Origin of the sequence: Flavobacterium plantiphilum (genome assembly GCF_046000495.1) — a bacterium.
In the GTDB taxonomy this organism is placed as follows: Bacteria; Bacteroidota; Bacteroidia; order Flavobacteriales; family Flavobacteriaceae; genus Flavobacterium; species Flavobacterium plantiphilum.
In genome coordinates this window covers 104,881-118,222 of the sequence record NZ_JBELQA010000008.1, presented here as the reverse complement: position 1 = coordinate 118,222, position 13,342 = coordinate 104,881, and the positions used below count along the sequence as shown (strand labels likewise).

At 35.5% G+C, this 13,342-nt stretch carries 11 protein-coding genes and 1 pseudogene; 1 reads left to right on the top strand and 11 read right to left on the bottom strand.

Annotation, left to right across the window (positions count from 1 at the left end):
• Position 1 precedes the first annotated feature (1 nt).
• Together ABS764_RS13960 and ABS764_RS13955 are read right to left on the bottom strand one after the other, a co-directional pair.
• Positions 2–1,267 carry an ABC transporter ATP-binding protein gene (locus tag ABS764_RS13960; RefSeq protein WP_408082401.1) on the bottom strand — a complete coding sequence of 422 codons (1,266 nt, stop codon included), beginning with the start codon at positions 1,265–1,267 and terminating at the stop codon, positions 2–4.
• Between the two features lie 216 nt (positions 1,268–1,483).
• Positions 1,484–2,353: an ABC transporter permease gene (locus ABS764_RS13955; RefSeq protein ID WP_408082400.1), complete on the bottom strand. Its 870-nt coding sequence runs from the start codon at positions 2,351–2,353 to the stop codon at positions 1,484–1,486.
• Between the two features lie 335 nt (positions 2,354–2,688).
• Between ABS764_RS13955 and ABS764_RS13950 the strand changes: the two genes are divergently transcribed.
• Entirely contained in the window at positions 2,689–3,429 is a 741-nt protein-coding gene (locus tag ABS764_RS13950) for a tyrosine-protein phosphatase (protein ID WP_408082399.1), read from the top strand.
• Between the two features lie 260 nt (positions 3,430–3,689).
• On the opposite strand, the gene ABS764_RS13945 is transcribed toward ABS764_RS13950, so the two are convergent.
• The 9 genes and pseudogenes from ABS764_RS13945 to ABS764_RS13905 form a co-directional block, all read right to left on the bottom strand.
• On the bottom strand, positions 3,690–5,624 hold the full coding sequence (locus ABS764_RS13945; protein ID WP_408082458.1) for a polysaccharide biosynthesis protein: 1,935 nt from the start codon (positions 5,622–5,624) through the stop codon (positions 3,690–3,692).
• 98 nt (positions 5,625–5,722) lie between these two features.
• Positions 5,723–6,874: a DegT/DnrJ/EryC1/StrS family aminotransferase gene (locus ABS764_RS13940; RefSeq protein WP_408082398.1), complete on the bottom strand. Its 1,152-nt coding sequence runs from the start codon at positions 6,872–6,874 to the stop codon at positions 5,723–5,725.
• Between the two features lie 14 nt (positions 6,875–6,888).
• Positions 6,889–7,842: an MraY family glycosyltransferase gene (locus tag ABS764_RS13935; RefSeq protein WP_408082397.1), complete on the bottom strand. Its 954-nt coding sequence runs from the start codon at positions 7,840–7,842 to the stop codon at positions 6,889–6,891.
• 72 nt (positions 7,843–7,914) lie between these two features.
• Positions 7,915–8,787 (bottom strand): glucose-1-phosphate thymidylyltransferase RfbA, encoded by an 873-nt coding sequence (gene rfbA / locus ABS764_RS13930; RefSeq protein WP_408082396.1) that lies wholly within the window; start codon positions 8,785–8,787, stop codon positions 7,915–7,917.
• A gap of 49 nt (positions 8,788–8,836) precedes the next feature.
• Positions 8,837–9,085 (bottom strand): annotated as a pseudogene (locus ABS764_RS13925) (four helix bundle protein); the annotation flags it as partial.
• Positions 9,086–9,233: 148 nt separating this feature from the next.
• Entirely contained in the window at positions 9,234–10,280 is a 1,047-nt protein-coding gene (rfbB, locus tag ABS764_RS13920; protein WP_408082395.1) for a dTDP-glucose 4,6-dehydratase, read from the bottom strand.
• Positions 10,281–10,311: 31 nt separating this feature from the next.
• Complete coding sequence (rfbD, locus tag ABS764_RS13915; protein ID WP_408082394.1) at positions 10,312–11,175, bottom strand: dTDP-4-dehydrorhamnose reductase; 864 nt, start codon at positions 11,173–11,175, stop codon at positions 10,312–10,314.
• Positions 11,176–11,666: 491 nt separating this feature from the next.
• On the bottom strand, positions 11,667–12,215 hold the full coding sequence (rfbC, locus tag ABS764_RS13910; protein WP_408082393.1) for a dTDP-4-dehydrorhamnose 3,5-epimerase: 549 nt from the start codon (positions 12,213–12,215) through the stop codon (positions 11,667–11,669).
• A 59-nt stretch (positions 12,216–12,274) separates the two neighbouring features.
• Entirely contained in the window at positions 12,275–13,207 is a 933-nt protein-coding gene (locus ABS764_RS13905) for a GDP-L-fucose synthase family protein (RefSeq protein ID WP_408082392.1), read from the bottom strand.
• Positions 13,208–13,342: the final 135 nt, after the last annotated feature.

Below are 13,342 nucleotides of genomic sequence, written 5' to 3'. Positions count from 1 at the left end.
ATTAAAATTCTGATATTTCCCATATTGAATCCTCAATATATCTACAAGTTCCTTTTTGCCATTTATAATCTCCTCTAATATTTTTCATCATTTCTACTTTAAAGTTACATGTAGAATTAATATAATCAAATCTTTCTTTACTTTTAGATTCAGAAAGATAAGCCCGTATTGAGTATGTTCCTATATAAAGTCTTAACTTTTCATAAGTACAACTAAATCTATAGGTACCTTTATTTCTATTTATTTGATGTTCAGAGTCAATTTGCCAAGTATGTACAATTGGATTTTCAAATTCGTCAATAATTTGAAAAGACAATGCTAAATTTTCAACATCTACCGGACAATTAACAGTAAATTCAACTTTTAACTCTTTACCAAATTCATGAACACTTCCAGGTAAACTAGTAAGCAAATCTATCTGAATAATTTTAGGAATAAAATTATCTCCTTTAGCCATATAACTAAGTTCATTTGATCCATCATTTAAATATTTCTTTATACCTTCAGTTGTATCTCCTTTAAAACATATATTCCCATTTTTTAAAATAATCAAGTTAGTTGTTAAAATTGATATAGCATTCATATCATGACTCACAAACAGCACCGTTCTCCCTTCTCCTTTAGAAATATCCTGCATCTTGCCAATGGCTTTTTTCTGGAATTCGGCATCGCCTACGGCCAAAACCTCATCAATCACTAAAATTTCAGGTTCTAAGAAAGCAGCTACGGCAAAAGCCAAACGCACCGTCATTCCAGAACTGTACCTTTTAACGGGAGTATCAATATACCGCTCACAGCCTGAGAAATCAATAATTTCGTCCAGTTTTGCTGTGATTTCTTTTTTGGTCATTCCGAGGATTGCGCCATTAAGATACACATTTTCTCTGCCTGTTAATTCGCCATTAAAACCTGTACCTACTTCCAGTAATGAGGCAATACGACCACGGGATTTGATGGTTCCTGTTGTGGGTGCGGTAACCTTAGAGAGTATCTTTAATAAGGTTGATTTTCCCGCTCCATTTTTACCAATGATTCCTAAAACCTTTCCACGCTCTACTTCGAAATTAATATCCTGCAAAGCCCAAACGTAATCACTTTCACCTTTAACAGAACGGTCGTTGGTTTCTCCAATCTTTAAATACGGGTCTTCCTTGCCCCGAATGCGATGCCACCAACGATTTAAGTCGTGACTGAGCGTACCTGTACCCACCGTTCCTAAGCGGTATTGCTTTGAGATATTTTCGGCTTTTAAGATGACGTCTTTCATAGTGGGTTTAGGTTATAAAATAAATTTCAGATTTTTTTTACTCCCGCCCTTAAAAGTAAAAAGAAATAAGAACGTTTTTTATTATTTCTTTTTTATTTCCCCAGCCCTAAAGGGTGGAAAAAAGAAATGGAATGTCTTTATCTATCAAAAATATAGTAATTTCTTGAAATTTTCGGCTCCCTTTAGGGCTGGGGAAAAACGAAAATTTACGAAATCTTACACCGTATCAATAAAACTTTTTTCTGTTCGATTAAAAATAAGTAATCCTGCGAAAAATAACAAAATGATGAGTATAAATGTATAGAGTAATCCTGTAATCGAAATTTGTCCTACATCCAGCAGCAAATACCGGGTGGTTTCAATAATGTAGGCCAGCGGATTGTATTGTACCAGCCAGGCATACTGAGGCATTTTTTCCTGTATCAGTGCCATGGGGTACACTACCGCTGAAAGGTACATCAGCAGTTGGACACCAAATCCGATCAGGTAACTGAAGTCACGGTATTTAGTTACCAGTGAAGAAATAATCATTCCTAATGCTAAACCCAGCATTCCCATCATGATCACTAACACCGGGAAAAACACCACCAGAGAATTTACACTGACAGCAGCACCACTACAATAAAAATAAAGGTAGAAAACGATGAAAATACAAAACTGAATTCCAAATTTTAACAAATTGGAAATCACTACTGACAGAGGTACAATCAGTCTTGGAAAATAGACTTTTCCGAATATCCCGGCATTCGATGCAAAGGTATTTGAGGTACCATTAAGACAGGCTGTGAAATAATTCCAGACTGTAATGCCGGCAAGATTAAATAAAAACGGAGGTACTGTACCGGTTTCAATTCCGGCTACATTGTTGAAAATAATAGTGAAAGTTATAGAAGTAAACAAAGGCTGAATCAAATACCAAAGCGGTCCTAAAACAGTTTGTTTGTAGACTGTTACCACATCTCTTTTTACAAAAAGAAACAGTAAATCCCGGTATTGCCAGACTTCTTTAAGATTGAACGAGAAGAATTTATTTTTTGGCGTAATTTCAAACAACCAATTTTCTTTACTATTATCAGCTGGATTCATTTATGCTATTTATCTTTTCTTTTCAGGTAAATATACTAATCGATTATTACAATATCCAAATAAATACGATTATTGATCTCAAAAAGAGATGTTCGTTGTCGGTGGTGAGTGGTGTGTTGTGTGTTGTGTGTTGTGTGTTGTGAATAAACTTATTTCTTTTTCTACCCCTACCCCTAAAGGGAGAAAAAGAAATAGAATGTTGTTATTAATAAAGAACGTTCGGAATTTTCGGTTCTCTTTAGTCCCAAAGTTTCGGGAAGGGAAAACGAAAATTATGCCTTGTAACTTCTTTTTTCTAATTTCTTTTTATGACTTCTTTTTCTTATATTTGCAATATGTTTACACTATTCAAATCGAAGCCGGTTTTAAAGGATTTAATTCCCGATAACCATGTTGATATCCACTCTCATCTTTTACCCGGTATTGATGACGGAGCCAAAACTTTTGAAGATTCGTTAAGGCTAATCCGCGCTTTAGAAAGTTTTGGGGTACGCCAATTTGTCACCACTCCACATATTATTCAGCATATCTGGGAAAATACCCGAGAACAAATTCTTGCTACTAAAAACAGTACTGTTGCTGAGCTGCAAAATAACAATTTTAGCTTTCCTTTTCAGGCGGCTGCTGAATATCTGATGGACGATCAATTTGTACGTTTGTTTCAGTCTCAGGATTTACTGACACTGAAAGACAATTACGTTTTAGTAGAAATGTCATACATCAATGCGCCTATTCAATTGTATTCGATTTTGTTTGATTTGCAAGTAGCGGGCTATATTCCTGTTTTAGCACATCCCGAGCGTTATTTATTTTACCATAAAAATTTTGACGAATATACCAAACTCAAAAAAGCAGGTTGCCTGTTTCAACTTAATTTATTGGCCGTAACAGGTTATTATGGTGAAGGTATTACTAAAATTGCTGAACAGCTTCTTCAAAAAGGAATGTATGATTTTGTAGGTACTGATGTGCATCATGATAATCATATAGCAGCTTTTGACCAAAAAGTAAAATTAAAAGACTGGAGTCCGCTTCAAGAGGTGATTGGAAATAATCAGTTTTTTAAGCTGGATTAAAAGATAAACCACGAATTGCTTCGCCTGTTCGCTATCGCTCGGGTTTCAAATTATTTTAAAATCTTTATGATTGAATACCTTACCGCAGATTAGCAGATTATTTTTACACTTCTTTTGGATAAAATCACTTTTTTACTTTATAATTAAAAGTCTTTTTGAGCTATTAATTAAATTCTTTATTCTTTATTCTTTATTCTTTATTCTTTATTCTTTATTCTTTATTCTTTATTCTTTATTCTTTATTCTTTATTCTTATAAATTTATTTATCCAATGCTTCAAAAGCAGAATTCATACTTTTAAATTCGGGAACAATTTTCTTCATTTTAGATACAATAGCTTCTTTTTTATGAAAATTAGCAATGGTAATCAGCTCTTCAATTTCATCATGCAGGATTTCAAACTCTTCCTGAATTTCTTCGGCAATCATGATTTTGTGATGATGCGTAGGAATTGTTTTGGAGGTATCATTCAATAATTCTTCGTATAATTTTTCTCCAGGTCGTAAACCTACAATTTTAATTTTGATATCCTGCTCGGGTATGAATCCGGCCAGTTTAATCATTTTTCGGGCTAAATCGATAATTTTTACGGGCTTGCCCATATCAAAAATATAAATCTCGCCTCCCTTACCCATAGCTCCTGCTTCTAACACCAGCTGACAAGCTTCAGGTATCGTCATAAAATACCGGATAATGTCCGGATGTGTAATCGTCAAAGGTCCTCCGGCTGCAATTTGTTTAGTAAATAAAGGTACCACCGATCCATTAGAACCTAAAACATTTCCAAAACGGGTAGTAATAAATTTAGTGCTTTTAGCATCTCTCTCGGCATTGGCTTTTAACTGTAAAGACTGTACATATTTTTCAGCGATTCGCTTGCTTGCTCCCATAACATTGCTGGGATTTACCGCTTTATCAGTAGAAACCATCACAAAGTTTTTTACCTTAAAGGTACAGGACAAATCGGCTAAGTTTTTAGTTCCTTCCACATTTGTCAAAATAGCCTGAGAGGGATTTTCTTCCATTAGTGGCACATGCTTATAAGCCGCAGCATGGAATACTACTTCCGGTTTATGGATTTTAAAGACAGCATTCATCATGTCTTTATTCCGTATATCAGCCACTACAGTAGTTATTTTATCGGCTACACCTCCATTTATCAGTTCCAGACATAAATTATGGAGCGGTGTCTCTGCCTGATCCAACGCAATAATTCTTTTGGGTTTAAAGAACAGTACCTGTCGGACTATTTCGCTTCCTATAGAACCTGCAGCTCCTGTTATCAGAATGGTTTTATCTTTTAATTGTTTCGAAATGGCTTTACCATCGAGCACAATTGGTTTTCTATCCAATAAGTCTTCAATTTGGATGCTTTTAACTTTTTGGGAAATTTCTTTCTGGTTTTCCCAGTCAGTAATTAAGGGAACAATATATACTTTGTAATTGAATTCCAGACATTGTTCTACTATTACCAGACGCTCTTCTTTAGACAAACTTTTATCAGCTATAATAACGCCCTCTGCATTTACAGAACGCATAAGTGTCGGTAACTTTTTCTTTAAAATCAAGATAGGCAAATCCATCATCCTTTTAGAAGAATTCTGGCTGTTTTTATCGACAAAACCTACGATTTTAAAACGGCTTGGCACTTCCAGTTTTAAAGCCTTTGCTACAGAAAGTGCATTAGCATCAGTCCCATAGATTATAGTACGGGGTAGTTTTAAGTCGTTTTTTTCAGAGAAGAAATGTTCAAAAACCTGTTTAACCACTACCCGATATAGAAACAAACCGCAAAAGGAAAGCACCATATTAATAAAAAGTGCAGTGTTTAAATAAATTTTGTATCCATATACAACTTCAAATACCGTATTTAAAACCACAAAGAAAACAAGTACCGAAATCTGGGAAAAAAGCAGTTTGATGGCATCTGTATAAGACGAATGCCTGATAATTCCGGAATAAGTCCTGAATATCCAGAATGAAAGCACATTCACACCCAATAATAAAAAAATATAAGGTATTTTATTCTCAAATCCTATAAACCGTAATCCAATTCCATTAATCACCAATTTGGTGAATAAAAAACTGATTATTAAAACCACTACATCTATTCCCACCACAATCCATCGGGGTAAATAGCTTAAATTCCGAATACTCGACAATAAATCTTTTCGGGAAAGAAATCCCAACACCATACGTGTTACATCTTGTTTCGTATACTTATTCAAAATATCTTCTTTTTATTACTTTTTAAACAGCAAAAATAGCATATAAAAACATTTAAAAAGCTTTTTTATGACGCTTCTTTAAATAAATCTAAAATTACTGTTTTAATACGCTCACATTCTTCATCTGAAAGATTAGAACCGGAAGGCAAACACAATCCATTCTCAAAAATCTCTCTGGCATTTTGCCCTCCATAATAGGGAAATTTTTCAAATAGAGGCTGTAAATGCATTGGCTTCATAACCGGACGGGACTCAATATTTTCTTCCAATAAAGCCAGTCTTACATCTTCTCTGGATATTCCTTCCGTTAAATCCGGTTCAATTAAAATAGTTGTCAACCAGTAATTAGAACTATAATCATCCGGAGGAGCATCGAAAACAGATACTCCTGCAATATCCTTAAACAAATTTAAATAAAATTGATGTATCTTTTTTCGCAAGACTAAATTTATATCCAGAACTTCCATTTGTCCCCGGCCAATACCCGCACTAATATTATTCATTCTGTAATTATAACCTATTTCAGAATGTTGATAATGCGGGACCCCTTTATCCTGTGATTGAGTTGCTAAAAAGAGTGCTTTTTCTTTTAAACTCTTTTTCTTTGTAATTATTGCTCCGCCTCCCGAAGTAGTTATTATTTTATTTCCATTAAAGGAAAAAACAGCAATATCTCCAAAAGTACCACACTTTTTCCCTTTATAAGTACTTCCTAGAGCTTCTGCACTATCTTCTAAAATTGGAATTGAATATTTGTCTGCTACGGCTCTTACAGCCTCAACCTGGTACGGCATTCCGTATAAGTCTACCGCTATGATTGCTTTTGGTTTTTTTCCTTTACTGATTCGATCAACAATAGCTTCTTCTAACACTATTGGACACAGATTCCAAGTCTCCAATTCACTGTCTATAAACACCGGAATGGCTCCCAGATACAAAATAGGATTCGCAGAAGCAGAAAAGGTAAGCGACTGACAAATAACCTCATCTCCGGCTTCGACACCTAAAAGTATTAATCCCAGATGAATCGCAGCAGTTCCCGAATTTAACAGCGTAACCTGAGCCGATGATTGTAAAAACTGCTCTAAATCCTGCTCTAAATTAACGAGATTATCCCCTACTGGAGCAATCCCGTTGGTATCAAATGCCTGTTGGATGTATTTGATTTCATTTCCTCCCATATGAGGAGTCGAGAGCCAAATCTTTTTTTTATTCACATTTAAGAAATAAATTAAGAATTATTCAAAGCTATACGGCGAATAATCAACTGACGGCAAACTATGTAAATAACTGACAAAATGATTAAAATCCCAAAGGCTAAAGAAAGTGTCAGCTTACCGCTGGCATAGCTATAAACCAGAAAAATATTTAGTCCCGTTTGCAAAACAGCATAAATAACCGAAACTAAAATATGAGACAATCCCATTTCATTAGCCAAATACTGATACAAATGAGAGCGGTGGGGTTGAAATACATTTTCTCTCTTCTTTATACGGGTAAAGATGGTGATTCCGGCATCAATACCGTAAATGGAGAAAAACAAAATAAAAGCCGGCTGCCCCGATTCAATAATTGTTTTTATCATAAAATAACCTAAAAACAGTGCCATACTGATACTACCAACATCTCCGGCGAAAGTTTTGGCTTTTTTTCGAATATTAAAAATTCCGAAGACTATGCAGGACAAGCCCATCGTAATTAATAATGGTAAATAATCCTGATTAAATTCCAGTAATGAAAACCCTGCAATTGCTGAAAGTGCATATAATACCGTAATACCGTTGATACCATCCATAAAATTGAAGGCGTTTACCCAGCCAATGAGTAACACCAAAAGTATCGGAAGTAACCACAGCGGTTCTGAAAAGAAATTTAATTCATAAAAAATTAAAACTGCGGCAATGAGGTGCGAAAGAAACCGTGGCGACTGGGACAAGGGTCTGATATCATCAATAAAACTGACTACTGCAACCAATACTACTGCCAATGTCACAGACCAATCTGCATATCCCATTAAGAAAGCGATAATGACAGCAACAGGAAAAATAATTCCTCCGCCCCGCAAAGTAATGGCGGTATGAGAAGATCGGCTGTTTGGTTTATCAATAATATTATATTGATCTGCTATTTTAAAATAAAGCAGCTCCAGAACTAAAAACAATAAAAATAAAATAAGGTACTGCATACTATAAAAATGAATGAGGTTTTTCCGTTTTAGCGAAAACTGATAATTTATAATCCATGAGATAATTTACCGCTAATATGTTTTATGCTTTAACAAACTTAAAAGATAGTCTCCATATCCTGATTTCTTTAATGGTTCAGCAAGATCTTTCAGTTGTTGCGTGCTAATAAATCCCTGTCTCCAGGCAACTTCTTCAATACAACCTACTTTAAGCCCCTGACGTTCTTCTATGACCTGAACAAATTGTCCTGCCTGCATCAGGCTGTTAAAAGTCCCTGTATCCAGCCAGGCAGTCCCTCTGCTTAAAATCCCTACTTTTAACTTTCCTTTTTCTAAATATACTTTATTCACATCGGTGATTTCATATTCACCACGTGCACTTGGTTTGATATTCTTAGCAATTTCCACCACTGAATTATCATAAAAATACAATCCCGGTACAGCGTAATTTGACTTAGGTTCTAATGGCTTTTCTTCGATAGAAACAGCCGTTAAGTCTTTATCAAATTCTACTACACCATAGCGCTCCGGATCGGAAACATGGTATGCAAATACTACCCCTCCATCCGGATTTGTATTCGATTGTAATAATTGGTGCATATTAGAACCAAAGAAAATATTATCTCCTAAGACCAATGCCACGCTGTCCTCTCCAATAAATTCTTCACCAATTACAAAAGCCTGAGCTAAACCATTAGGAACAGGCTGTTCAGCGTAGGTAAACTGACAACCAATGTTAGAACCATCCCCCAATAATTTTTTAAAATTAGGTAAATCATGCGGTGTAGAAATAATCAAAACCTCATTAATCCCAGCCATCATTAATGTTGACAACGGATAATAAATCATGGGTTTGTCATAAACAGGCATCATTTGTTTACTCATGGCCAGTGTTAACGGATGCAAACGGGTACCGGATCCACCGGCTAATATAATTCCTTTCATTTTTTATTTAGTTATTCGTGATTCGAATAGCGTGATTCGAATTACATTCTTATTTATTATTCAAATATCTGATAAAACCAAAAAGCATTTTTCTAATTTTTTCAATCTGATTTAAATGAATTTCAATCGAATTTACAAATTGTAAGCGCTCAGATAAAATCAATTGTGTTTCCAGTTCAGATAAAGACCCCATCGCAATATATAAAAATTGTATAAATTCTTTATCACCTTTTTTTCCGGCTCCTTCAGCAATATTGCTGGGAATAGAAACTACTGCTCTCTTAATTTGACTTGATAATCCGTACTTCTCTTATGACGGAAATTCTTTTGTTAATGTATACACATCTTCCGCAAGTAACATAGATTGTTTCCATACATCTAAATCTTTATAATCTTTCATGTTCCCTTATATGCTTAGTTTCGAATTACGGATTACGATGCACGAATTACTGGTACTGTTTCTCATAATAGCTCGCATAAGCTCCTGAAGTTACATTATTCAGCCAGGTTTGATTCTCCAGATACCAATTAATCGTTCTTTCTAATCCCTGTTCAAAAGTAACCGAAGGTTTCCACCCCAATTCCTTGTTTATTTTATTAGCATCTATGGCATAACGCAAATCATGACCCGGACGGTCTTTGACATACGAAATCAACTGCTCTGAAGTGCCTTCAGCTCTTCCTAATTTTTCATCCATGATTTTGCAAAGCAACTTCACCAAATCAATATTCTGCCATTCGTTAAAACCGCCAATATTATACGTATCATGGTTTGTACCTTCATGAAAAACCAAATCAATTGCTACCGCATGATCTTCTACAAAAAGCCAGTCGCGTGTATATTTTCCATCCCCATAAACCGGTAAAGGTTTATTATGAATGATATTGTTGATGAATAACGGAATCAGTTTTTCAGGAAAATGAAACGGACCATAATTATTCGAACAATTGGTCAGCACATACGGCAGTCCGTAAGTCTCACCATAAGCTCTTACAAAATGATCAGAGCTTGCTTTAGACGCTGAATAAGGTGAATTAGGATCATAAGCGGTTGTTTCGGTAAACAATCCTTCAGCACCTAAACTTCCGTAAACCTCATCAGTACTGATATGGTAAAAACGCTTGCCTTCGTAATTTCCATGCCAGATAGCCTTAGCAGCATTCAGCAGGTTTACCGTTCCGATAACGTTTGTTTTCACAAAAGCCAATGGATCCGTTATCGAACGATCTACGTGTGATTCGGCTGCTAAATGCAATACGCCGTCAAACTGATGTTGGGCAAACAAGGCATCTAAAAACGGAGCATCTGTAATATCTCCTTTGATAAAAGTGTAATTAGGTGCTTTTTCAATATCTGCTATATTTTCTAAATTTCCAGCATAAGTCAGTGCATCCAGATTAAAAATCTGATAGTCCGGATATTGATTTACAAATCGTCGCACCACATGCGAACCTATGAATCCGGCACCACCGGTGATTAGTATTTTTTTCATTTGTTTCTTTTTAGTCCTTAGTAATTAGTGCTTAGTCCTTAGTCTGAAGTAATTGCATACAAAGCCTCAGACTTTCTTTATAATCAGGAACTTCCACACCAAAAGTTGTTTTTATTTTAGTTTTATCTAATAATGAATACTGAGGCCGCTTAGCCGGAGTAGGATAAGCTGAGGATGGAATACCACTAACAGCGCAGTCAAAACCGCCAATTTCCTGAATAGCTAATGCAAATTCATACCAACTGATTTCACCTTCGTTAGAAAAGTTATAAATTCCGGCTTGCCAGTTTTTGTGAGTCAATATCGTCATAATCGCCCTTGCCAGATCAGCTGCATAGGTAGGACTTCCTATCTGGTCGTTCACCACATTTAAGCTGTCGCGTTCCTGCATCAGGCGGGACATGGTTTTTACAAAGTTGTTACCAAAACTGGAATACACCCATGAAGTTCTGATAATAACAGCATTCGGATTGTTTTGCAAACAAATCTGTTCTCCTGCTAATTTTGTAACTCCGTAAACATTAATCGGATTAGGCAATGCTGTTTCAGTCAGTGCTGTTGATGCGGTACCATCAAAAACATAATCCGTAGAAACATGAATCATTCGGCAATTGTTGGCATGGCTCCATTTGGCCAAAACCGCTACGGAGCGATGATTCAGCACATCCGATAATTCCGTTTCCGTTTCTGCTTTATCCACAGCAGTATGTGCCGCACAATTAATAATAATCTTTGGATTAATGGTATTTAATGCAATTTCTAAATTCTCCAAATCGCACAAATCCAGTTCCTGATAATCCGTAAAAACCCATTCAAATTGCGTATATACTTTTGACAAAACCCGCAATTCAGAGCCTAACTGACCGTTTCCTCCGGTGACAAGTATTTTTTTCATTTTTTTCTTTTCTAATTTTACGAATTAACACGAATTAATCCAATTGCATTCTTTTTTGTTTTCCCCTCCCTAAGGGTGCAAAAAAGAACTACCAAATTATATACTTTAATTAACTAAATCCGTTGGGTGTAATTAGTTTTTGATGATAATTTTTCGTCAGTTCGAGTAATCCCGCTTTCGGGCGGGATTGTATCGAGAATAAGAAAAATTTTATTAAAAACGGTTCTCGATACATTTTTTGGTTCGTCCCGAAGTGTCGGGACTGCACAAAAAACACTCGAACTGACGTTTTTACAAATTACACCCCACCATTCACGACTCACCAATCACGATTCTAAAACTCCCAGTCAATATCTTTAAACGTTGGAAGTATCAAATCTTTTCACAACCATTGCATTCTTTTTTGTTTCCCCCTCCCTAAAGGGTGCAAAAAAGAATTAACTCAATTATATCTTCAGTCGACTATATAACTGAGAACCGATAACGAACATCTAAAACTCCCAGTCAATATCTTTAAACGTTGGAAGTATCAAATCTTTTTCCGAAACAATAACATCTTTAGGGTTCAGCTGCCAGTCAATATTTAAAACAGGATCATCATAACGAATACCTCTTTCGCTGTCTTTGTGATACACCTGATCCACTTTATACAATACTGATGCCGTTTCACTCAACACCGAAAAACCATGGGCAAAACCATGAGGCACCATCAATTGTTTTTTATTCTCGGCACTCAGTACTACACTTACATGCTGTCCATAAGTAGGAGAATTTTTTCGCAAATCCACCGCTACATCCAGAATTTCACCTTCTAAAACACGCACTAATTTTGCCTGTGCAAAAGGGTTTATCTGTAAATGCAAACCACGGACTACCCCTCTTTTAGAAAAAGACTGATTGTCCTGAATAAATTTGTAATGAATTCCGTTTTCTGCAAATTTCGCCTGATTGTAGGCCTCAAAAAAATAACCGCGTTCGTCAGGAAACACGGTTGGGTTAATGATAACTAAATCTTGTATGGCAGTTTTTTCAATTGTCATTGGAATAATATATTTTCAATATTTATAACTTATTACTTAGGAAAAAAGATTTTACATGCTTAATCCCACACTGTATCTTTAATTTCGTCGTATACTTTTTGGATTCCTTTTTCTAAATCTATCTTCGCTTTCCAGCCTAAATCAGATAATTTAGAAACATCCATCAGTTTACGTGGAGTTCCATCAGGCTTGCTTGGATCCGTAAGAATATCCCCTTCGAAGCCTACTATTTTTTTTACCAAAACAGCTAAATCTAATATCGATATATCTTCACCAATCCCAATATTAACCAGTCCGGAATCACTGTAGTTTTCCATTAGGAACAAACAGGCTGCTGCCAAATCATCCGCATGTAAAAACTCTCTTTTAGGGCTTCCTGTTCCCCAAATCGTTACCGATGCATCATTATTGCGTTTGGCAGTAATGAATTTTCTAAGCATTGCCGGCAGTACATGAGAATTTTTTAAATCGTAATTATCATTAGGACCGTATAAATTAGTTGGCATCACCGAAATAAAATCACATCCAAACTGGTCTCTGTAACCATCACACATTTTAATCCCGGCAATTTTTGCAATAGCATACGGTTCGTTTGTGGGTTCCAAAAGACCTGTCAACAAGTATTCCTCTTTTAAGGGTTGTGGAGCCATTTTAGGATAAATACAGCTTGAACCTAAAAACATCAGTTTTTTTACTTTATTCTCATAAGCCTGATGAATCACGTTATTTTGTATCATTAGATTCTCATAGATAAAATCACCTCTAAACGTATTATTAGCTACAATTCCACCTACTTTGGCAGCTGCCAAAAAAACATAATCCGGTTTTTCTGCTGCAAAAAAATCAGCTACCGCCTGCTGATTTCTTAAATCTAACTCAGAAGAAGTACGTAACAAAAAGTTACTATATCCTTGAGCCTGTAAAGCTCTTAAAATAGCAGAACCTACCATTCCCCGGTGACCTGCTATGTATATTTTATCTTGTTTATTCATTTTCTATAATCAAATTAAATCTTGGAATAAAAGTACTTTAGAGAGTGAAACTAAAATTATATTAAAATTATTACAAAATATAATCTAATATCCATCTCGATAGCTATCGATACTCACAACTCACAACCAACTATT

Coding starts and splice junctions, on each gene's coding strand:
- ABS764_RS13960 (WP_408082401.1), bottom strand. CDS start 1,267: ATGAAAGACGTCATCTTAAAAGCCGAAAATATCTCAAAGCAATACCGC.
- ABS764_RS13955 (WP_408082400.1), bottom strand. CDS start 2,353: ATGAATCCAGCTGATAATAGTAAAGAAAATTGGTTGTTTGAAATTACG.
- ABS764_RS13950 (WP_408082399.1), top strand. CDS start 2,689: ATGTTTACACTATTCAAATCGAAGCCGGTTTTAAAGGATTTAATTCCC.
- ABS764_RS13945 (WP_408082458.1), bottom strand. CDS start 5,624: ATGGTGTTGGGATTTCTTTCCCGAAAAGATTTATTGTCGAGTATTCGG.
- ABS764_RS13935 (WP_408082397.1), bottom strand. CDS start 7,842: ATGCAGTACCTTATTTTATTTTTATTGTTTTTAGTTCTGGAGCTGCTT.
- rfbA (WP_408082396.1), bottom strand. CDS start 8,787: ATGAAAGGAATTATATTAGCCGGTGGATCCGGTACCCGTTTGCATCCG.
- rfbB (WP_408082395.1), bottom strand. CDS start 10,280: ATGAAAAAAATACTAATCACCGGTGGTGCCGGATTCATAGGTTCGCAT.
- rfbD (WP_408082394.1), bottom strand. CDS start 11,175: ATGAAAAAAATACTTGTCACCGGAGGAAACGGTCAGTTAGGCTCTGAA.
- rfbC (WP_408082393.1), bottom strand. CDS start 12,215: ATGACAATTGAAAAAACTGCCATACAAGATTTAGTTATCATTAACCCA.
- ABS764_RS13905 (WP_408082392.1), bottom strand. CDS start 13,207: ATGAATAAACAAGATAAAATATACATAGCAGGTCACCGGGGAATGGTA.